Genomic DNA, 20,082 nt, shown 5'->3' with positions numbered 1-20,082 from the left:
AATGAAAATGATTATATGTAGGGGCTGCCTTTGGCAGCCCGCGTCATAAATGGCTTTATTCCGTTGCAGCCGTAATAGTAAGCACCTTAACAGCATCTGGAGTTATCTTTCTGAAACCGCAGGTGATAGAAACTGTCATCTGATCGAGCTGACGGTCGATGAGCTTGTCGGTCTCCATGATAAGGTCTGTGCTTGTGATGAATTCAAGTGCGAAATTGCGGTCTATACCGATGATAGTATCATTATCGGCAGCCGATGTCTTGACCAGCTCTGAGCCGAATGGGAGAATGAGCTTGCCGTCCGCATTTGCAGAGCACTCCTTGAGCTGATCCATAGCAGCTATCTTTGAAGCGACAGCAGGAGAAGCGATGACTGTAGTCATATCGAAGCAGTCAAACTCGCCGTAAAGTGCAGCAAGGTCATCGTATGTGAGGGCGGAAGTAGTGATAGGAGTTGTATCAGCTTCAAGTACTGCAACAGCCTTTTTTACCACCGACACAGCAAGTCTTGCACCCACACTTCTGAGCATAACGCCGAAAACATCGAGTCGCTGCTGACGGATAGCCTCATAGGAAGCACTGATAAGTCTGCCGAACTTTTCAAGCACAGTAGCAGTAGTGCTTTCTGTGACCTTAGCCTCTGGGAGAGTTTCTGTCTGATCGGTAGTTGTGTAAGTCTCGGTGTCATCGAGTACACAGCCCAGATACTGACCGCTTGCACATACTGTCTTTGCAGCGCAGACAGATCTGAGAACAGTCTCATCGAAGCCCTTTCTGATACAGCGTGTAACGAACTCGGGGAAGAGAACGGCAGTCTCAGTAGTTGAGAAGAACTTCTCAACGCAGTCGCAGTCCTGACCGTTTATCCTGATATTGAAACGCTTGAGCTGTCTCTCGAAAGCGTCCAGCTTTTCAAGGGGAGTGCCTGCATATGCCGAGGAGGGGTCAAGCTCCTCAAGAGCAGCTGTGAATGACTTTCCGCTGAGATTGTAAAGACCCTTTTCAAGTTTGATATCGTTATACATAGATTTACCTCCGTTATTCTTCATTTTTTTCAAGGCGGAGCTCAATTTCTCTCGCCTGAGCGTTTTTCAGCCTTGCTTCTGCAAGAGCTGTTTCGTCCTGTAGATTGATATTGTCCCACTCTATTGAGCAGGAAGCTTCCGCGCCTATGGAAGCAAGGAATGAATTGCCCACATCGCATATGACAGGTGTGAGAAGTCTGCGGTAGTATTCAAGCTCCGATGTGAGTATGTCCGCCTGCTGAGATGACATTCTCTCCGTAGAGCTCCATGAGAGCCCCAGCAGGAACGGCGGTATGGAGAGCTTTGCAATGAGCTGTTCGAGAATCTGTCTTACAGGGACATTTGTGTCAAAGAGCTGATTTTCAGCACCTATGACCTTGATATCTACATCTCCCACAGCCACAAAGTCCTTTACCTGACCGTATCTGGCGGAGTTCATACCGTCTGCCCACTCACGTGCTATCTGCTGAGCACGTTCACGGGAGTTCATCATATCTCCTGCCTGTCCCGAGGGCTTGTAAGTCACAGCATAGCGGACATTTCCTGCGCGGTCGAAATTCTGACCGATACATTCGTATATCCTCATAAGGATACCGCTGAGTGACGGAAGCCCTCTGAGCAGGGAATTGCCCCCTGTGAGTGAAGCATAGAGTATGCGTTCGGGGTGAGCTATTTTACGGGAGCTGCCGTCGGGAGCGATGACAGTATAGCTCCTGCTGAACGGTGCAGCCCCTGCGGACAGCCTTATGCGTGAAACATCGCCGTTCCAAAGCCCTGCAATGCGCTGTTCCTCATTGTCGGGAACTATCTCTCCTGCGGCACTTCCGTAAGTGAGGAGACTGTCGAGGAAATTATCCGCAAAGCAGCCTATTGAGCGTCCTGTAAGACCTACGGGAACATTTGCAAGGAAGTCGTCAAGCTCCTGCTGATATCTCTCGTCCGAGGATATAACGCGGAAGCCGCCTGTGAGCCTGATTATCTTCATAATAGCCGCATCAATGATAGGTACGGCATAGCGAAGCCTGTCGTAAAGCTCCTTTTCATAGGGCTGAACAGCCGCAGGGAGAGCGAATTTCTCACAGCATGAACGCTGTGCGCTTATAAGCTCGGGAGCAGTTTTCGGAGTGTTTTTCTTCTGAAAAAGCTTCATAATTCCTCCTTTTTGATTTATTGAACGGTAGTTTTATCGGGTAACGGACAGTGCGAAAAAGTCGCCGCTGTCCTGAGAATTGAGCATATCCGCCACAAAGTAGCGCATATCGTCCATAGCATGGTCGTTTTCCTTTATGGGAGCATCTGTGCCTGCCTTTTCGTTCCAGCTGTACAGCGTGAACTCCCTCAGTATATCCCTGCATGAGGAATGGAATTTCAGCCTGCCCTGTTTAAGAGCTGTGCTTACCTGTCTTATGCCCGAAATAACATCGTTATCGGCTTTGACTACGGGATATTTTTCGTGTCTGCGGATACATTCGATGAAGCTTGCTGCGGATGGGTCAACAATGACCTTTTCGATATGCCGCGAGCCTGCAAGCTCTTCAAGTGCTGCATAGTGTTCCTCATCGGTACGGGATAAGCCCTCGCGGCGTGAGTCGTAGTAGTATTCGCTGAGCCTGTACCATATTCCGCCGCTGAGTCCCCAGAGTCCGAAGGACGAGGGATTAACAGTGCCGTAATCGCAGGATATGACGTATTTTTCGCACTCGATATCGCCGCTGAAAACGTGTTCGCTTTCGCTGAACATAGGGTATACGACTCCCTGTGAAGCCGTCCATTTTCCAAGTATGAAACGGTCGTAGAAAGTACCTGAATACATACGCTCATAGCGTTTTCTGACGCTTTTTGAAAGTGACGGATTATCCGCCATAGTGAAGTGCAGGTACAGAGCGTTTTTCTCTTTCCGCTTCTTTATCCATTCGTTGTAGAACCAGTGTGACGGATTATCGGGATTGCAGTTGAACCACATTTTCGAGCCGTTCACAGAGCATCTTGCTAAAGCCTGTTCAACGAATGAACGGGGCATGAGTGCCACTTCATCGAAGAATACTCCCGACAGAGTCATACCCTGTATGAGAGCAGCGGAGCTTTCGTCCTTGCCGCCGAAAAGGTATACTCTGTTGGTGCAGCCGTTAAATGTCATATCGAAGTAATTGCCGCTGACCTTTTCATTGATAATGAAGCCCTGCTCTTTCAGCACAGGGAGCATGGGTGTCACAACGTTTCTGCGGAGCGAGGTTATAGTTTTTCCGCACATGGCGAAAGCTCCGCCGTTAAATCGCTGACTTGCCCAGAATACGAATCCCAGCGACATTGAAAGAGTCTTGCCGCTTCGCACAGCTCCGTCGCATATGATAGCGTCATAGCCGCTGAACTTCGGGGATAGCCACCATCTCATGGCTATCTTTTGTTTGAGTGAGAGTTTAGTTATCTTCAAAGCCCTCACACTCCTCATCAGCGGTCATGGCTCTTATGAGACTTGCCGCCTTGTCGCGGTCGCTGTAGGCATTTTCAAGCTCGAACAGCTTTTCGAGAGCTTTCATTCTGTCGAAGAATTTTACTTCTACACCGCCTCCTTTTACACGTTTTATTTCGGAAACGTTGAAAAGATCAAGCTTTCCGATAGTTTCCGCAGGCGGCAGCTCATCGGCGAAAACAAGATATACTGCGTCGGTGCAGCTGCCGAAAGCAAGCCTTTTCAGACCTGATATAATGCTGCCGCTGTCGGAGAGGATATCTCTTATCCGTGCGATAGTATCCTGACATTCTTTTGTTTTGAGGAGCTCGATGCCTGCGGTGAGAGCATTTTCACGGGGAAAGCCTGCTTTCAAAGCGGCTTCCTCCGCGTTGCCCAGTGTAACATAGTTACAACAGAAGATATTGAGTTTTGCTTTAGTGTTTCTGTTCAAAAAAGTATGACCTCCTTTCAGTCCCGAACAAAACCACCGTTCATAAGGGGGCTGAAAAAAGGTCAAATTCAATGCATACCCGTTGAATATTGAAAAAATAATTTTTCACTTTGTATACCTGCACAATTCATACGGGTTATTATTGTGCAGACCAAATAAAAAAGACTGCCGAAGCAGCCCGAAGGTTACAGAATGGTTACAATAAGAATATGAATGGGATTCCAAAGGGGTCACCACCCCTTTGGCGGAGTCCAGAGGCAGCGTCTCTGGTCGCTGTTCCAAGTTTTTAAAGAACAGCGAAATAATACGAAGGCGCACCGCAAGAGAGGGCGTCCCTACATTAAGTCATATTATTTGTATTGACAGTGGAGCGATGCCGTGCTATAATTGTTGCTGACATAAATCGGAATTAATGGAGGTGAGTGTATGGCAAAATATGTCTTTAAGTATTGGTTTGAATGGGGCTGCGGTGAAGACTTTTGCCCATGTCTTTGGGGTGATAATGGCTTAGTCTCACTTGATAATCTTCCTATATCTTCAGAATTGAAAAAATATTTGTGTAAGTTAGGAATCGAACATGATAATGCATTAGATTGGAATTGTCCTTCAAATCCGTTGTTATGGTCAGACAAAGAGAAGGAGACATTCTATAAAAAAGCTAAAGAGGGGTATAAACGTTTACAAGAAGAATTAGGCGAAGATTATGAAATCATATATTGCGAAGATGAATGATCTATCGTAACTCTGATTTATATAATAAAAGAACAGAACAAATAAGCCCCGAGGCATTGTCTCGGGGCATATCTTTTACATGGGTATCCGTATTACGGCGTTACCTTATTTTGTGAGGACGATAGTTTTTCAAGGTAAAAAAATGAGGACGCCCATTGGGCGTCCCTACAGTTGATAAGGTTTTGTTTATTTTTGTTTCAGAAGAACTTCCGCAATAGCGATATCCTCGGGAGTCGTTATCTTTATATTTGTATAATCTCCCACAGTCATTGCGACCTTGCCGCCGATAGCTTCAACAAGCTGGCAGTCGTCTGTGAAATCAAGTCCGTGTTCGAGAGCAAAGTCTATACCCTCAAAGTAAAGATTGCGCTTGAATATCTGCGGAGTCTGAGTGATGTACAGCGAACTTCTCGGGGGAGTATCAATGATAAGTCCGCCGTCAACGGTCTTGATAGTGTCCTTTACGGGAACTCCAAGGGTAGCACCGCCGAATACAGAAGCGTCCTTGATGACCTTTTCGATATGCTCGGGTTTTACCAGCGGACGCGCACCGTCATGTATGGCAACAAGCTCGGTCTCCTTTGATATCTTCTTTATGCCGTTGATAACGCTTTCCTGACGTGTAGAGCCGCCTGTGGTGCAGGCTGCAAGCTTGGTTATGCCTGCGGCTTTGGCTTCCTCCTGTATTGCAGGTATATCGCTCTCACGGGCAACGATAACTATTTCTGTGATGCTTTCGCACTGCTGAAAAGCCTGCATGGTCACGCCTATGACCTTTCTTTCGCCCAGTGGCAGCAGTATCTTATTGACACCGCCCATTCTTGTTGAACTGCCTGCACAGACAATAACTGCCGATGTTTTCATATTACCTCTATTCCGCCGCACTGCGGCTGTGTTTTATTTAATTAATCCCTTGAAAAATGCGCACTCGTCATCGTTTGCAGCTGCCGCATCAGCAGACTTTACATTGCAGTGGAAAACGTGAGAGAGCGGATTATTTTCATCACCGTATACCTTGTATACGTATTTTACTCCCAGCCGGTCAAGCTTTTCCGCAAGCAGGGGAGACTGATAGTTCAGAAAGTCCTCATTTGATGTCATAATGAAGCAGGGCGGAAAATCCGCGGTCACATTATCGACTACGTTCAGCTGTTTAAGCAGAGAAAGGGGATACTTTTTAGGCAGATAATCCTTTAAAGTTCCTACACTATCTTCCTTGAAGATGTCATAAATGCCGCAGTTGAGACCAAGTCCCTTTATTTTCAGCCCCTCGGGTATCCTGAATTTGTAGTTCTTTGCGTATTCGCTGTCAGTCACCATGCAGGCATACAGAGCTATTCCCATTGCACCTGCGGAGTCTCCCACAGCGAAGATATTATCCGTATCGAAGCCCAGCTTGTCGGCATTTTTCAGTACCCAGCGAAAGACTGCATTCGTATCATGGTAGGGAGCAGGGTGGCGGTATTTCGGAGCAAGTCTGTACGTGAAATTTACCACTGCAAATCCGCGCTTTGCAAGCTCCATGCAGTAAAACTGATAAGTCTCTTTAGTGCCGTAGGTCCAGCCGCCGCCGTGAAAGCTTACGATAACGGGGAGCCTGCCTTTAGCTGCTTTAGGGCGGTAAACGTCCATTATCTGCCATTTTCTGTTCTTACCGTACTGAATATCATCAAAGCGTCTTATCTCGGGCGGAGTCGTAAGACCTGCGTCACGTTTCCTGTCGCTTTTAGTACACATTTTTTTGAAAATGAAACTGTTCAGTGACATAGCAAAGCTCCTTTCGTACTATTGTATATAAACGCTTATTTATCCTTATCCATGAAAACTCTTGAGCCTGTTGCACCTTTCTGTCCCTGATACTTACCGTTATAGGGATTGAGGGCGTGGTCGTCCATTTGGGCGAATACAAGCTGTCCTACTCTGCGTCCTGCCTTTAATTCGATAGCGCATCTGTTAGCGTTGAAGAGCTCGAGAGTTATCTCGCCCTTGAAGCCGGGGTCTACCCAGCCTGCATTCTGAATGAACAGTCCCATACGACCGAGGGAGCTTCTTCCTTCCACGAATGCGGTAAGGTCATCGGGCAGCTCGAAGTACTCCATAGTCGTAGCAAGTACGAACTGTCCGGGCAGCAAAAGGTATGTATCTGTGGTGATAGTCTTGTAGTTTATGCTGCCGTCAAGTGTGATAATTCCCGAGGGTGAATCGTCAACGATGCTGAATGTATTTCCCAGCCTTATATCCACGCTTGCAGGCTGTATCTGTTCCTTTGTTACGGGCTCGATAACAAGAGTTTTTTCATCAAGCATTTTCAGTATAGTTTTATCCGACAGTATCATATCTGAACCTCCGTGTTCTGCATTTATACTAATTATATATTAAAAGCGCAATGTTGTCAATGAAAGCGGTCACAGTATAACGAGGCTTTCGAGGAGCTTTTTGTCCTCGCGCCATGTGGGGCACATCTTATCGAGGAGGGTATAGAACTTCGCTGAATGGTCGGGGTGGATAAAGTGGCAGAATTCGTGTGTCACCACATGGGAGATGCAGTTCAGCGGAGCTTCTATCATGCGTCTGTTGAGGACTATCATTTTCTTGTAGGTGTGGCAGCTGCCCCAGCGAGCGGTCATGGAGCGTATTTTCAGCTCGGGAAAATCAATGCCAAGCGGTATGAACTTACTGTGCACATCATGCATGACGTAGAGAAATACCTCTTCCGTAAAGGCTTTCAGCCATGTGTTATATATACTTATTTTTCTTGCGGAGTCGTTTGTATCTTTCATATGTATGATGATGAAGCCGTCAGTTTTTTCGGCGTATTCGCGGCGGTCAGCCATTGTTTTTATGGTGTATTCCTCCCCGAGTATAAAGGTCTTGCCGTCGGACAGATTTTTCTGCCTTTCTTTTATGAGCTCACGGGCTGCAAAGCTTGTTATAGCCTGCTGTATCATGCTGCTCCTGCTTATGACGAACTCATCGGCAGCTTTCGCAGGGACTCTTTTAGGCGCGGAAACAAAGACGTTCCCGTCATGCTTTACGCGCAGATTTATGTTCTTGACCTTTTTGTGCTGAAATGTGTAGGTTATGTCTCCGCAGGGAGTCGTGACCGTGCGGATATCGGTCGAAATGGTGTTCATAAGCACCTCCGTAAAGACGTAAATATCATTGAAATTATAAGTCTTTTTCGGTGCAATGTCAAGTCGGTTTTTAAAGCAGTTTTGAGCAGTGTGTCACTGTATATTTGCTATTTCAAAATTTCCATGCTATAATAAAAAAAACATATCGAAAGGGGAAATACATGGGTAATTTCATCGGAACACTGCGTCATAACCTTGACGGTGGAGAAAAAATACATATCATATGGTGCGTAGCGATAATGCTTACAATGCTGATACTTGCAATACTTCATCATAAATGGCGGTTCAATGAGCATAAGCTGAAAAAATGGCAGGATCTTTGCTTTATACCGCTTCTCATAACTATTGTGCATTTTTGTATCTATGTGAGGGATGTTTCGCTTGTAAACAGCTGTACTCCAATGTATCTTATAGCAGTGCTTGCTCTGCTGATGATGCCTCTTGCAAATATGAGGAAAGGCTACAGAGTTATAGGTTCTGTGGTGGGAGTATTGACTTTGGTGTTCGGTGTGTTTTTCTGTGTGCTCCCTAAAAACGCCCATAATTTTATGGGTAAGAGCTACAGCGAGTCATTCCATGAACTGGCGCAGGAAATGGACAGGAGCTATGTACTTAAAGAGTGGAAAGATGTCGATTTTTCCGCGCTTGAAAATAAGTATATGCCTATGGTGAAAGAGGCGGAGCAGGAAAAGGATCCCGGAAAATTTGCGGACGCTGTAAAAATGTTCTGCAACGAGCTCCACGACGGACATATCATGGTAAAGCGCAATTATGATACCGAAAAATATACCTCTGTGTTTGAGCTTAAAGAATACGGTCTTGCCATGATAGGTCTTGACAGCGGCGAAGTCATAGCTGTATGCACTACTGACGAGGTGAACAGGCTTGGTATAGAGGACGGAACTGTTATTACCAAGTGGAACGGAAAGCCTGTGCAGCAGGCTGCTGCGGAAGATGTCCTCGATCGGGGCGAACCTGTAAAAGCCAATGCGGATAAGGTCAGTGCTATGTACCTTTCGGGCACAGGCGGAGATACTGTGGAAGTCTCGTTCCTTGACAAGTCGGGAAAAGAACAGACCGCTGTGCTCAATGATCTGGGCGAAAACAATACATTTTATGAGGCTTATGATGCCTTTACACAGATACAGAAGGCAGAGCAGCCCAATTTCAGCACAAAGATGCTGAATGACAAATGCGGCTATATTACGATGAATGCTCAGAGCTCGGGCAGTGGTCTGCGTGATATAATAAACGATCTCAGCGGCAGAAGCGATTATCTGAAGAAGATATTCCGAAAAAAGCTGAACAGTCTGAAAGAACAGGGCATGGAGTATCTTGTCATTGATCTTCGTGACAATATGGGCGGCTGTGATGCTCCGACAGTTTCATTTTGCGAACTTCTTACCAACGAGAAATATTTTACTCACGGGCTCGGCTTGTACCGCAATGGAGAATACATCTGCGCCGCAGAGAGATATATCCGCGGTACGGGAGAATTTGCAGATCTTAAAGTAGTTGCACTTACCAATCTTGAATGTATAAGTGCAGGCGATGCGGCTTCGCTGTATCTTTCAAAGCTGCCTAATGTTACCCTTGCAGGCATTACCGATCCCAGTGGAAGCGGTCAGGAAACAGGGGGCTGCTGTGTGCTTTCAGACTCTGTTGTGGAAGTTTTGTATCCCACAGGTCTGCTGCTTGGTGAGGACGGCGTACCCTATATAGATACAAAGGCTGACCGTGTGAGCCGCGACCCTGTTGAGGTGCGCATACCTTTCGACTATGATGCGGCAATGAAGATATTCCGTGACGGAGAGGACTATGAGCTTGAATGGGCAGTAAATTATCTCAATGAGCAGTAAAACATATGGACCTTGTAAGAATAGACGTATTAAATTTAGTGATATAGCGAATTGACTTCTAAGGCAAAAAGTGATATAATATGCAATATAGACAAAATAATCTTGCACAAGGAGGATTAAATATGAATTTCGATGAGATGATTAATGGGTATAGCGCAAAGACCTGTGTAATGTCCGTAGAAAGATTTCCTGACGGCTCTTACGGCAATATACGCATAGCCGCAGGCAACAGGGCTCATTGTGAGGACATGATGAATACTATGCACCGTTCTTTCATACCCAATTCCCCATATGAGGAGTACTTCCCCGAGAATAAAAACTTCGAGGACTTCTGTTTCCGCAGTGCTTTTATGGGACAGCTCCTTCATTCATATGTAAGGCTTCCGCAAATGGGACTGTGGCTGAATATGTTCCTGCTTCCACTTGAATCTGACGAGGAAAATATCGGATATTGCATATATTCATACGATGTAACGCCAAATGTTGATCTGGAGCAGAGAGCAAGTCTTTCTGCCGATACATCTTCGGCTGTTATAAAGACCTGTATAAAGCTGCGCGGCACAGGTGATATACATAAGACCTTCAATGAAGTAATTGAGGATATTCGTCAGATATGCGACTCCGATCACTGCTGCATACTTCTGCTGAATAAGGAGGAGCGCAGCTGTGAGAGTTTCTGTGAAGCTATAAAGTACGGCTGCGGAATGAAGCCTTTGGATCATTATCTTGATGAAAAATTTGTTGAGATCGCAAGTACATGGGACGATACTTTAGGCGACAGTACCTGTATCATAGTCAAGGATCAGCATGATATGGAGTGGCTCAGGTCGATAAATCCTGTTTGGCATGACTTCCTTGTGCTGGCAGGTGCAAAGAGTATCGTACTCTTTCCGCTTAAACATAACGGCTGTACTATCGGGTATATCTGGGCTATAAACTTCAATATCGAAAACACGGTAAAAATAAAGGAAACGCTGGAGCTGACAACTTTCTTCCTTGCTTCTGAGATAGCCAACTATCAGCTTATGCAGAAACTGGAGATACTCAGCTCTGTGGATATGCTGACAGGAGTTAAGAACCGTAATACCATGAATAATACGGTAGATGAGATAGTTGAGGGAAAGAGGAAAATGAAATATCCTTATGCTGTTGCATTTGCCGATCTTAACGGACTAAAGCGCGTGAACGATGAGGAAGGTCACATTGCAGGCGATCAGCTGCTGAAAAATGCTGCGGCTATACTTCGCGGAGTTTTCTATGACAGCGAGGTGTACCGTGCAGGCGGTGACGAGTTCATGCTCATAGCTGACGGACTTGATGAAGCGGCAATGGAAGCAAGAGTAAAACAGCTCACCGATCAGGCTGCGAATACGAGAAATGTGCACTTTGCCGTGGGTACTTGTATCGTCAATGAGGGCGATGATATCCGCAGTGTGATGCATATTGCCGATGAGCGTATGTACGCCGATAAGAATGAATACTACAAAAATCACCCCGAGCGTAAGTACAGATAAGTTGGGTACGCATATATAAATTCAGCCCCGAGGCAATTAAAGTGCTTCGGGGCATTTTATTGACTATCAGTTGAGAGTTGAGAATTGAGAGTTGAGAGTTAATGAGTTCGCTTTGCTCACATTATTTAAATAATGTTGACGCAGGCGACTCCACAACTCTCAACTCTCAACTCTAAACTTTGAGTTTTTTCGGTATTACAGTTAACTGTGAGTGGAGAGATATTCCCTAAGCTTGTCAAAAATTCCGAGTCCTCGCGGATCGTTCTTCGCAGGAAGTTCATCAAGAGGGAAGAACCTCTGTGTCATGACTTCGTCATCATTCTCTTTCAGCTTGCCCGAAAACTCGCGGCATACATATATTATTGCTGCGGCGTAGGTCTGGTCGCCGTTGGGGTACTCGTAGAAGGAGTCCTTTCCCGACAGATCCATAAAGAATTCAAGCTTGCCGCAGGTCAGACCTGTTTCTTCCAGCACCTCTCTCCGTGCGCACTCCTCAAAGCTCTCGCCAAGCTCCATTGAGCCCGCAGGGTAGTCCCAGAAGCCGTTGTCGCTGCGCTTTTGAAGCAGTATCTCATTTTTATCGTTTACGAGTATGACTCCTGCGCCTGCCATGATAAGAGGTCGGCTGCCCAGTGTTTTGCGAAGTTCCATGATATATCCCATAGTTGCTGCCTCCGTCAGACGATTTTTATCAATTATACCACAGCAGGAAAAACAAGTCAATATAAGCAAGTCCCCACAGCCGAAGCTATGGGGACTTACTTTATTTATTAAGGAGATTGTAACTGTCTTTAGTCAAGAGCCGAAAGGTCATCAAATGTATATTGATTACCTACAGCTGTCCAGTTCTTTGAGCTGAATTCATCGAGCGCGATGTTGTATTCTTCTTCACCTACAGTATCATCGTTAACTGTGTAAGTAACATTCTCTTTTCCTACTGTGCCTGAGTCCTCAAGCGTTCTTTGAACAAAAGTGATCCTGTGGTTTTCGTATTTATGCATAACGGAATAATTCAATCCCTGCTTTACATCAGTTATTCCAATAAGACTTTCCTCGGGGCAGATCAGTACTCCGCCGTAAACACCGTAGCGCAGAGGATTTCTGTTATCATCAAGTACGGGGACAGCATTGCCGTTCTCATAATAGTAGAACATAACGCCTTTAATATGCTGCTGAGCTTCTGATATAAGCAATTCGGGAGTTCCGTCGTTATCAATGTCCTGTATATCCCATGTGGACATCTCGCCGTAGTTATCTGAGTCCATAAATTCAGTAAGAGTTTTCTTGTATGCTGTTTTCCAGTCAGCGGTATTATCTGTGTCAGTGCTGATAGAATTCTTCATAGGCACAGCGGCTTCATCGGAAGCTTCGGAAACAGCCGCAGTTTCAGTTTTTACAGGGGCTGAGTCAGATTCGGCAGAAGTTGTTACAGTTGCTGTGATGCTGCTCATTGCGGAGCGGTTGGCAGTATTTACGGCTTCACAGCCGATAAGTCCTAAAGATACGGTAGTTAATACTGTGATAAATAATGCCTTTTTCATTTTTATTGTCTCCTTTTTTTATATTTACAAGAGTATTTTTTGAAGCTTCCTGTATTTTTGCTTTCACTAATAATATTCGCAGAAAGAGACCTGATTGTAACAAAAAAAGCAAAATTTCTATATTAATTTTTACACAAAAAAATAGATACGTTTTTGTGCGTTTTTTTCTGAGATAAAAAAGTCCTCACAGCCGAAACTGTGAGGACTTTGTTATTGTATTGTTCTATCTTTCCGAAAGAATTACTTCTTGTCAGCGATTGCAGCCTGAGCAGCAGCGAGACGAGCGATCGGAACACGGAAAGGTGAGCAAGATACATAGTCGAGGCCGATCTTGTGGCAGAACTCAACAGATGTAGGATCACCGCCGTGCTCACCGCAGATACCGCAGTGGAGCTTAGGATTAACAGGCTTACCGAGCTTGATAGCCATTTCCATGAGCTTACCAACGCCAGCCTGATCGAGCTTAGCGAAAGGATCGTTCTCGAAGATCTTCTTGTCGTAGTAAGCACCGAGGAACTTACCAGCATCGTCACGTGAGAAGCCGTAAGTCATCTGTGTAAGGTCATTTGTACCGAAGCAGAAGAAGTCAGCGTTAGCAGCGATCTCGTCAGCTGTAAGAGCAGCTCTTGGGATCTCGATCATTGTACCAACTTCGTACTCGAGGTTAGCGCCGGCTTCCTTGATAACAGCGTCAGCAGTCTCAACAACAACCTTCTTAACGTACTTGAGCTCCTTAACATCGCCAACGAGTGGGATCATGATCTCAGGCTTAACGTTCCAGTCAGGGTGCTTCTTCTTAACGTTGATAGCAGCCTTGATAACAGCCTTTGTCTGCATAGCAGCGATCTCAGGATATGTTACAGCAAGACGGCAGCCTCTGTGGCCCATCATTGGGTTGAACTCGTGGAGTGAAGCGATGATGTTCTTGATGTCAGCAACTGACTTGCCCTGAGCCTTAGCGAGAGCAGCGATATCATCTTCCTCAGTAGGAACGAATTCGTGGAGAGGTGGATCCAGGAAACGGATAGTAACCGGGTTACCCTCGAGAGCCTCATAGAGAGCCTCGAAGTCACTCTGCTGCATTGGCTCGATCTTAGCGAGAGCAGCTTCTCTTCCTTCAACTGTATCTGAGCAGATCATCTCACGGAAAGCAGCGATTCTGTCAGCCTCGAAGAACATATGCTCTGTACGGCAGAGACCGATACCTTCTGCGCCGAGCTCTCTTGCCTTCTTAGCGTCAGCAGGAGTATCAGCATTTGTTCTAACCTTGAGAGTTCTGTACTTATCAGCCCAAGCCATGATTCTGCCGAATTCGCCAGCGATCTGAGCGTCAACAGTAGGAATGATACCATCGTAGATGTTACCTGTTGTACCGTCGATAGAGATGTAATCGCCTTCAACGAATGTCTTGCCTGCGAGCTCGAACTTCTTGTTAGCTTCGTCCATCTTGATGTCGCCGCATCCTGAAACGCAGCACTCACCCATACCACGAGCAACAACAGCAGCGTGTGATGTCATACCACCACGAACTGTGAGGATACCCTGAGCAGCCTTCATACCTGTGATATCTTCTGGTGATGTTTCGAGACGTACGAGAACTACCTTCTCGCCCTTAGCAGCCCACTCTACAGCGTCATCAGCTGTGAATACGATCTTACCGCAAGCAGCTCCTGGTGAAGCACCGAGGCCCTTGCCGATAGGAGTAGCAGCCTTGAGAGCCTTTGTATCGAACTGTGGGTGGAGAAGTGTATCGAGGTTTCTTGGATCGATCATTGCAACAGCTTCCTGCTCTGTCTTCATGCCCTCATCAACGAGGTCACAAGCGATCTTGAGAGCAGCCTGTGCAGTTCTCTTACCGTTTCTTGTCTGGAGCATATAGAGCTTCTTGTTTTCAACAGTGAACTCCATATCCTGCATATCGTGATAGTGATTTTCGAGAGTCTGGCAAACTTCCTTGAACTGAGCGAAAGCCTCAGGGAATGTTTCAGCCATCTGCTGGATAGGCATAGGAGTACGAACGCCGGCAACAACGTCCTCGCCCTGTGCGTTTGTAAGGAACTCGCCCATGAGCTTCTTCTCACCTGTAGCAGGGTCACGAGTAAATGCAACACCTGTACCGCAGTCGTCGCCCATGTTACCGAATGCCATTGACTGTACGTTTACAGCAGTACCCCATGAGAATGGGATATCGTTATCTCTTCTGTATACGTTAGCTCTTGGGTTATCCCATGAACGGAATACAGCCTTGATAGCACCCATGAGCTGCTCCTTAGGATCGTCAGGGAAGTCAACGCCGATCTTAGCCTTGTATTCAGCCTTGAACTGACCAGCAAGTGTCTTGAGGTCGTCAGCTGTGAGCTCAACGTCCTGAGTTACACCCTTTTCAGCCTTCATCTTGTCGATGAGTTCTTCAAAGTACTTCTTACCAACTTCCATAACTACGTCAGAATACATCTGAATGAATCTTCTGTAGCAGTCCCAAGCCCATCTTGGATTGTTTGACTTTTCAGCAATTGTGTTAACAACAGTCTCATTAAGACCGAGGTTAAGGATTGTATCCATCATACCAGGCATTGAAGCTCTTGCACCTGAACGTACAGATACGAGGAGAGGATTCTCCTTATCGCCGAACTTCTTTCCTGTGATTCCTTCCATTTTAACGATATACTCGTTGATCTCAGCCTGGATCTCATCAGAGATACCGCCGTCCTCATAATACTGAGTACAAGCCTCTGTTGTGATCGTGAAGCCCTGAGGAACAGGGAGACCGATGTTTGTCATCTCAGCCAGGTTAGCACCCTTACCGCCGAGAAGCTCTCTCATGTTGGCATTACCTTCAGAGAAAAGGTAACAATACTTATTTGCCATTGGTGTATACCTCCATTTTAAACATTACCGAACGATCCCAAGAAAGACATCATTCGAGTTATACCTATTATAACACATCTTAGAAAAAAATACCATATATGCGATGACAAAAAATAGGCGTTAAAATAGCTGCACTTTGTATAAAAATCAACAAAGAAAAATGTTTTCTCCAAAAAAGGCTTGCAATTATTGTTAAAGTATGTAAGAATAATTAGGTACGGTCACTATTTATGCCCATAGTATTTTTAACATATAGGGCAGAATGATTATACATGAAGTTTACACTAAGGAGTAAAGTATTATGAAAAAACTTACAGCTATACTTTTTGCCTGCACTATGTTCATTTGCAGCGCGGTTTCATGCGGTGACAAAAGTGACGGCGAAGCTTCTTCCGACAGCAAGACCAAGGTAACAACAGCTGCCGAGGAAACTACAGCCGAAAAGACAACGGAAAAAACCGACAGTGATAACAAAGACGATGATAAAGATGATGATGACAAAAATGACGGCGAAAAGGAAGATGAGAACGCCGGCATTGTCGATAAGGAAGCATCGGACGATGTTATCAAAGAGATGAATACAGCAGTAACTGAGTTCGCAGAGATGACTCTCAGAGGAGATGCAGATGAACTCATCAACTCTATGTACCCTAAAAACATAGCAGATGCTATTATAAATTCCGAGTTTGCTTCTTCATTTGAAGATGCTTCCGACCTTATGGGCAGCAGCAACGGCAAGCTTGTGGAAAGCAAGGCTGAAAAAATAAAGGAGCTTAACGCTGATGCACTTCGCGGAGCTGAAAAGTATTTTGAGTCCGTTGCTGATATGATGAGTGTTGACAAGTCAAAATATGAAGTGGAAAAAGGCTATTACCTCACAATGAACATTGATATCCGCAGAGACGGCGTCAGAGACGGAGGCGAAGAAGAAGCCTGCTTCGTTTACATTAAAGATGACGGCTGGAAGTATGTGCCTGTAACACCTTCCGAATTGGTAGAATTGCTCGAAAGGGACGGCGAATCCCAGGACAGCGAAAGCCCTGCTGCAAGATCTGATGACTGAAGCTTTTAGGTGATCCTCATGAAAAAACGTATTACAACATTTATTACCTGTGCTTTGCTTTTTTGTACAGCTGTTTCGTGCAGTGATACAAAAGAGAATAGCTCATCTTCCGATAATACGGCTGAGACTACTACAGCCGCTGAGACTGTCGCAGAGCAGACCACAGAAACCCAAACAGAACCTGCTACGGAAAAGCCGACTGCTCCTCCGATCGAGTACTATGACGGACTTACATATCCCGATACCATGACCGATAAGGAAAGGGAAAATACCAGTTACCGCGAGTTTACTCTGCTTTATCCGGAAAAAGCCTTTCAGATAGGTGTCAACCGTCTTTCATATGGTATACCGCAGGAAACGGGCGATGCTGTACATAAAAAGGTGAAGAGCATAGAGGAAAATATCCGCGAGCTGAAAATCTACGATGAACAGCTTGATGCAGGTTTTCTCTCACATATAATACTGCCGCCGGATTACGATGAAAATAAGGAGTATCCTGTATTTCTGGTCTGTGATGCGGAGTACTGGCTCACAAAATTGCCTGATGCGTGGCAGCTTATAAACGAAGGAGAAGCAGCTCCTGTGATATTTGTTACTCTCGGCTACGATTATGATACGGACGGTGTTGATGACAATGTGAGATATGACAAGTTTGCCGTAAAGCAGGATAAGATGCTGGATTTCATAACCAATGACCTTATGCAGCTTATCTCTGCCAATTATAAGGTGGACAGCAGCCGAAGCGTTTTGTTCGGACATTCGCTGGGCGGTCTGTTTTCTCACTACGCTCTCTGCAATTCCGACAGGTATGAATATCAGCCTTTCGCAAACTATATAATTGCAAGCCCCGCACTCTGGAGTTATTATTATGACAGCGGCGATAAAATGGACTTGAAAAGTATTTCCGATCCGTATGCATACAGGAATGAGTTCGGTTATTTCGACCGCAATGAGACAATGGACAAAAAAGTCTTTATATGTGCAGGCGAAAACGAGACATACAGGTTCAGAAATCAAAAACCTGAAGAATATGCAGATTTGCCGACTATCCCCGAAGATGCAAAGTCTGTTTACGAAAGATTGACAGCTCACGGTGTATCTGCCAATCTGATGATATATGAGAATAGTTACCATAGAAGCTATGTAGGAAATATGCTTTGTGAATATCTGAAACAGAATTTCCCGACAGAATAATTATATAAAATACAGGAGGAATAGACATGAATAAGGCAATAATCTTAGCCGGCGGACAGGGCAAGCGCATGAAAGCTGAAATGCCAAAGCCGCTTTTCAAGGTTCTCGGCGAACCTATGCTCAACTGGGTAATATCAGCCTGTGAAAGTGCAGATATAAATGATATCTGCGTTGTAAAGGGCTTCAAGGGCGAGATGATAGACGAATATCTCGGCGGAAAGCACAAGACTGTTTTGCAGGCAGAAAGACTCGGTACGGGTCATGCTGTTATGCAGGCAATACCTTTCCTTGAAGAGGATACAGACGGAAATACTCTCGTGCTTTGCGGAGATGCTCCGTTTATTGATGCTGAGACCATAAAGGAGTCTCTTATCATTCACAAACAGCAGAACAACGCTGTTACAGTTATCACAGCTGAACTTGAGAACCCTTTCGGATACGGAAGAATAATCCGCTCGGCAGGCGGCATAAGCGGCATCGTTGAGCAGAAGGACGCTACAGAGGAGCAGCGTCAGATAAAGGAAGTTAATTCGGGCACATACTGGTTCAGAACTGCTGATCTTATCGAGCTTCTCGGAAAGATCACAAACGATAATGTACAGAAAGAGTATTACCTTACAGATACTATTTCCATAGCTCTTTCAGAGGGCAAGAATGCAGGTGCATACAAGTCAGAGAATGCTGATATCATCAAGGGCGCAAATGACAGAAAAGACCTGCTTGCACTGAATACATACGCAAGAATGGCTGTTATCGAAAAGCACCTTGCTAACGGTGTTGAGTTCACCTGCACAGACGGAGTCGTTATCGAGCGCGGCGTTGAGATAGGCGTGGGCACAGAGATACTTCCGAATACTATCATACGCAAGAATACCACTATCGGTAAGAACTGCAAGATAGGTCCTAACACAGTTATCGAGAACTGCAAGATAGGCGACGACGTAAATCTTCACACTGTACAGGCATATGAAGCCGAGATAGAAGCAGGCGTAAAGATAGGACCTTATGTACATATCCGTCCTGACAGCGTTATCAAGTCGGGAGCTAAGATAGGAGACTTTGTTGAGATAAAGAATTCAACTATCGGCGAAAAGACAGCTATCGCACATCTTGCTTACGTTGGCGACAGTGATGTCGGAAAGCGCGTAAACATAGGCTGCGGAACTGTTACCGTAAACTATGACGGTATCGCAAAGAGCCGCTGTGTTATCGGTGATAACTGCTTCGTGGGCTGTAACACCAACCTTATCGCACCTGTAAAGCTTGGCAAGGCAGTATATACTGCCGCAGGAACTACCGTTACAAGAGATGTTCCTGATTATGCACTTGCTATCGACAGAGGCGTTATGAAGATCAATGAGGGCTACACACTCAGAAAGCTCAAGAGCAAGCTTAGTAAATAAGAAAACGGGCGGATATTCCGCCCGTTTTTCTGTTAGCTTGTAGGGAACGCCCCCAACGGGAGCCGCGTCCCTCTGCCAGCTCTGCTGACATCTCCCTACACTGTAGGGAGTAACCCTCGGCGTTCCGATAAAAACAATGCAGGTGCAGCGTCACGCTGCAAGTAAAAAAGCTGCCCGTTGGACAGCTTCTTTATAATAGGTATAGAACCGGAACTGGCAAAATAATAACGACCTTTATTGACACCCTCTCAAAAGCCAATCAAGGTCGCTATCGAGTTGGCTCCTGCGCACCCTCTATACGCAGTTGCCTTACGGCGGGCACAAATTCCGAAGTGCCTTATATCCGCTTGCTGTGGTATCACGATTGTGCTGATGTTTCAAATAACTGAAAGACTGTTTTAGGCGATTAAACATATTATAGGCATTAATGTTTAATAACAGTCGAGGGAGTAGGATGTTTAGTGAAACCAATTAGTGCTGATAAATGCGGCGGAGTTTAAAACCGCATAAAGCAATACAGGATATAATTGCCGATTTTTGTTACAGGACACATAATATATCTTTAATTATGCGATCGGAGAGATTAGCCGATGTTTCGGCGTTTTTCTCTTCCAACAATTGTATTATAAAACATAGGGACGGGAAGTTCAATTGATTATATTGCTTAAAATTAGGACTATATTGCTAAAATATGTATAAACATTTATGTTAATAAAATGTTAACGAAATAACAAATCTAATAAATACATATTTTAGAAATTAATTTCCTCAGAAGATAATTATACAACTTTTAAACGGAAAGTTAATTTTTAATTCCCCGAAAATGCGTTGTTTTATCGTCACTGTG

Annotated in this window: 17 protein-coding genes; 6 read left to right on the top strand and 11 right to left on the bottom strand. The window is 45.3% G+C overall.

Annotated features, from left to right (window positions below; all coding sequences use genetic code 11):
- Positions 1-55: 55 nt before the first annotated feature.
- The 4 genes from BLW60_RS14075 to BLW60_RS14060 are packed head-to-tail and all read right to left on the bottom strand — an operon-like array spanning position 56 to position 3,927.
- On the bottom strand, positions 56-1,024 hold the full coding sequence (locus BLW60_RS14075; protein WP_074718480.1) for a phage major capsid protein: 969 nt from the start codon (positions 1,022-1,024) through the stop codon (positions 56-58).
- 13 nt (positions 1,025-1,037) lie between these two features.
- Positions 1,038-2,174 (bottom strand): serine/threonine protein phosphatase, encoded by a 1,137-nt coding sequence (locus tag BLW60_RS14070; protein ID WP_074718478.1) that lies wholly within the window; start codon positions 2,172-2,174, stop codon positions 1,038-1,040.
- Positions 2,175-2,207: 33 nt separating this feature from the next.
- Complete coding sequence (locus tag BLW60_RS14065; protein ID WP_242872889.1) at positions 2,208-3,455, bottom strand: PBSX family phage terminase large subunit; 1,248 nt, start codon at positions 3,453-3,455, stop codon at positions 2,208-2,210.
- Entirely contained in the window at positions 3,442-3,927 is a 486-nt protein-coding gene (locus BLW60_RS14060; RefSeq protein ID WP_074718473.1) for a terminase small subunit, read from the bottom strand. Before BLW60_RS14060 ends, BLW60_RS14065 begins: the two co-directional genes overlap by 14 nt.
- Positions 3,928-4,353: 426 nt before the next feature.
- Here BLW60_RS14060 and BLW60_RS14055 point away from each other — a divergent pair, with 426 nt between their 5' ends.
- Positions 4,354-4,659 (top strand): hypothetical protein, encoded by a 306-nt coding sequence (locus BLW60_RS14055; RefSeq protein ID WP_074718471.1) that lies wholly within the window; start codon positions 4,354-4,356, stop codon positions 4,657-4,659.
- Positions 4,660-4,845: 186 nt separating this feature from the next.
- On the opposite strand, the gene ispD is transcribed toward BLW60_RS14055, so the two are convergent.
- From ispD to BLW60_RS14035, 4 genes are all read right to left on the bottom strand, one after another.
- The gene (gene ispD, locus BLW60_RS14050) at positions 4,846-5,523 is read right to left on the bottom strand and encodes a 2-C-methyl-D-erythritol 4-phosphate cytidylyltransferase (RefSeq protein ID WP_074718469.1); all 678 of its coding nucleotides are present in this window, start codon (positions 5,521-5,523) and stop codon (positions 4,846-4,848) included.
- Positions 5,524-5,556: 33 nt separating this feature from the next.
- Positions 5,557-6,426 carry an alpha/beta hydrolase gene (locus BLW60_RS14045; RefSeq protein ID WP_074718467.1) on the bottom strand — a complete coding sequence of 290 codons (870 nt, stop codon included), beginning with the start codon at positions 6,424-6,426 and terminating at the stop codon, positions 5,557-5,559.
- A 35-nt stretch (positions 6,427-6,461) separates the two neighbouring features.
- Entirely contained in the window at positions 6,462-6,995 is a 534-nt protein-coding gene (gene dcd / locus BLW60_RS14040) for a dCTP deaminase (RefSeq protein ID WP_074718465.1), read from the bottom strand.
- A 69-nt stretch (positions 6,996-7,064) separates the two neighbouring features.
- Positions 7,065-7,793, bottom strand: a complete 729-nt coding sequence (locus tag BLW60_RS14035) for a M48 family metallopeptidase (RefSeq protein WP_074718463.1) — start codon at positions 7,791-7,793, stop codon at positions 7,065-7,067.
- A gap of 161 nt (positions 7,794-7,954) precedes the next feature.
- Between BLW60_RS14035 and BLW60_RS14030 the strand changes: the two genes are divergently transcribed.
- The gene (locus BLW60_RS14030) at positions 7,955-9,652 is read left to right on the top strand and encodes a S41 family peptidase (protein ID WP_074718461.1); all 1,698 of its coding nucleotides are present in this window, start codon (positions 7,955-7,957) and stop codon (positions 9,650-9,652) included.
- 122 nt (positions 9,653-9,774) lie between these two features.
- Positions 9,775-11,166, top strand: coding sequence for a sensor domain-containing diguanylate cyclase (locus BLW60_RS14025; RefSeq protein ID WP_074718459.1), 1,392 nt, complete (start codon positions 9,775-9,777; stop codon positions 11,164-11,166).
- A 201-nt stretch (positions 11,167-11,367) separates the two neighbouring features.
- On the opposite strand, the gene BLW60_RS14020 is transcribed toward BLW60_RS14025, so the two are convergent.
- The 3 genes from BLW60_RS14020 to ppdK form a co-directional block, all read right to left on the bottom strand.
- On the bottom strand, positions 11,368-11,829 hold the full coding sequence (locus BLW60_RS14020) for an NUDIX hydrolase (protein ID WP_074718457.1): 462 nt from the start codon (positions 11,827-11,829) through the stop codon (positions 11,368-11,370).
- A gap of 128 nt (positions 11,830-11,957) precedes the next feature.
- Positions 11,958-12,707 (bottom strand): hypothetical protein, encoded by a 750-nt coding sequence (locus tag BLW60_RS14015; protein WP_074718455.1) that lies wholly within the window; start codon positions 12,705-12,707, stop codon positions 11,958-11,960.
- 240 nt (positions 12,708-12,947) lie between these two features.
- Positions 12,948-15,575 carry a pyruvate, phosphate dikinase gene (gene ppdK / locus BLW60_RS14010; protein WP_074718453.1) on the bottom strand — a complete coding sequence of 876 codons (2,628 nt, stop codon included), beginning with the start codon at positions 15,573-15,575 and terminating at the stop codon, positions 12,948-12,950.
- 301 nt (positions 15,576-15,876) lie between these two features.
- Between ppdK and BLW60_RS14005 the strand changes: the two genes are divergently transcribed.
- From BLW60_RS14005 to glmU, 3 genes are read left to right on the top strand one after another with little or no spacing between them, the layout of a single operon-like run.
- Positions 15,877-16,638, top strand: a complete 762-nt coding sequence (locus BLW60_RS14005) for a hypothetical protein (RefSeq protein ID WP_074718451.1) — start codon at positions 15,877-15,879, stop codon at positions 16,636-16,638.
- 18 nt (positions 16,639-16,656) lie between these two features.
- Positions 16,657-17,832: an alpha/beta hydrolase gene (locus BLW60_RS14000; protein WP_074718449.1), complete on the top strand. Its 1,176-nt coding sequence runs from the start codon at positions 16,657-16,659 to the stop codon at positions 17,830-17,832.
- 26 nt (positions 17,833-17,858) lie between these two features.
- Complete coding sequence (glmU, locus tag BLW60_RS13995; RefSeq protein WP_081348275.1) at positions 17,859-19,235, top strand: bifunctional UDP-N-acetylglucosamine diphosphorylase/glucosamine-1-phosphate N-acetyltransferase GlmU; 1,377 nt, start codon at positions 17,859-17,861, stop codon at positions 19,233-19,235.
- The last annotated feature ends 847 nt before the right edge of the window (positions 19,236-20,082 follow it).

It is taken from the genome of Ruminococcus flavefaciens (genome assembly GCF_900108555.1).
Lineage (GTDB): Bacteria > Bacillota > Clostridia > Oscillospirales > Ruminococcaceae > Ruminococcus > Ruminococcus flavefaciens_P.
This window is presented reverse-complemented; position numbering and strand designations above follow the sequence as displayed.

Coding starts and splice junctions, on each gene's coding strand:
- BLW60_RS14075 (WP_074718480.1), bottom strand. CDS start 1,024: ATGTATAACGATATCAAACTTGAAAAGGGTCTTTACAATCTCAGCGGA.
- BLW60_RS14070 (WP_074718478.1), bottom strand. CDS start 2,174: ATGAAGCTTTTTCAGAAGAAAAACACTCCGAAAACTGCTCCCGAGCTT.
- BLW60_RS14055 (WP_074718471.1), top strand. CDS start 4,354: ATGGCAAAATATGTCTTTAAGTATTGGTTTGAATGGGGCTGCGGTGAA.
- ispD (WP_074718469.1), bottom strand. CDS start 5,523: ATGAAAACATCGGCAGTTATTGTCTGTGCAGGCAGTTCAACAAGAATG.
- BLW60_RS14045 (WP_074718467.1), bottom strand. CDS start 6,426: ATGTCACTGAACAGTTTCATTTTCAAAAAAATGTGTACTAAAAGCGAC.
- dcd (WP_074718465.1), bottom strand. CDS start 6,995: ATGATACTGTCGGATAAAACTATACTGAAAATGCTTGATGAAAAAACT.
- BLW60_RS14035 (WP_074718463.1), bottom strand. CDS start 7,793: ATGAACACCATTTCGACCGATATCCGCACGGTCACGACTCCCTGCGGA.
- BLW60_RS14030 (WP_074718461.1), top strand. CDS start 7,955: ATGGGTAATTTCATCGGAACACTGCGTCATAACCTTGACGGTGGAGAA.
- BLW60_RS14025 (WP_074718459.1), top strand. CDS start 9,775: ATGAATTTCGATGAGATGATTAATGGGTATAGCGCAAAGACCTGTGTA.
- BLW60_RS14020 (WP_074718457.1), bottom strand. CDS start 11,829: ATGGGATATATCATGGAACTTCGCAAAACACTGGGCAGCCGACCTCTT.
- BLW60_RS14015 (WP_074718455.1), bottom strand. CDS start 12,707: ATGAAAAAGGCATTATTTATCACAGTATTAACTACCGTATCTTTAGGA.
- ppdK (WP_074718453.1), bottom strand. CDS start 15,575: ATGGCAAATAAGTATTGTTACCTTTTCTCTGAAGGTAATGCCAACATG.
- BLW60_RS14005 (WP_074718451.1), top strand. CDS start 15,877: ATGAAAAAACTTACAGCTATACTTTTTGCCTGCACTATGTTCATTTGC.
- BLW60_RS14000 (WP_074718449.1), top strand. CDS start 16,657: ATGAAAAAACGTATTACAACATTTATTACCTGTGCTTTGCTTTTTTGT.
- glmU (WP_081348275.1), top strand. CDS start 17,859: ATGAATAAGGCAATAATCTTAGCCGGCGGACAGGGCAAGCGCATGAAA.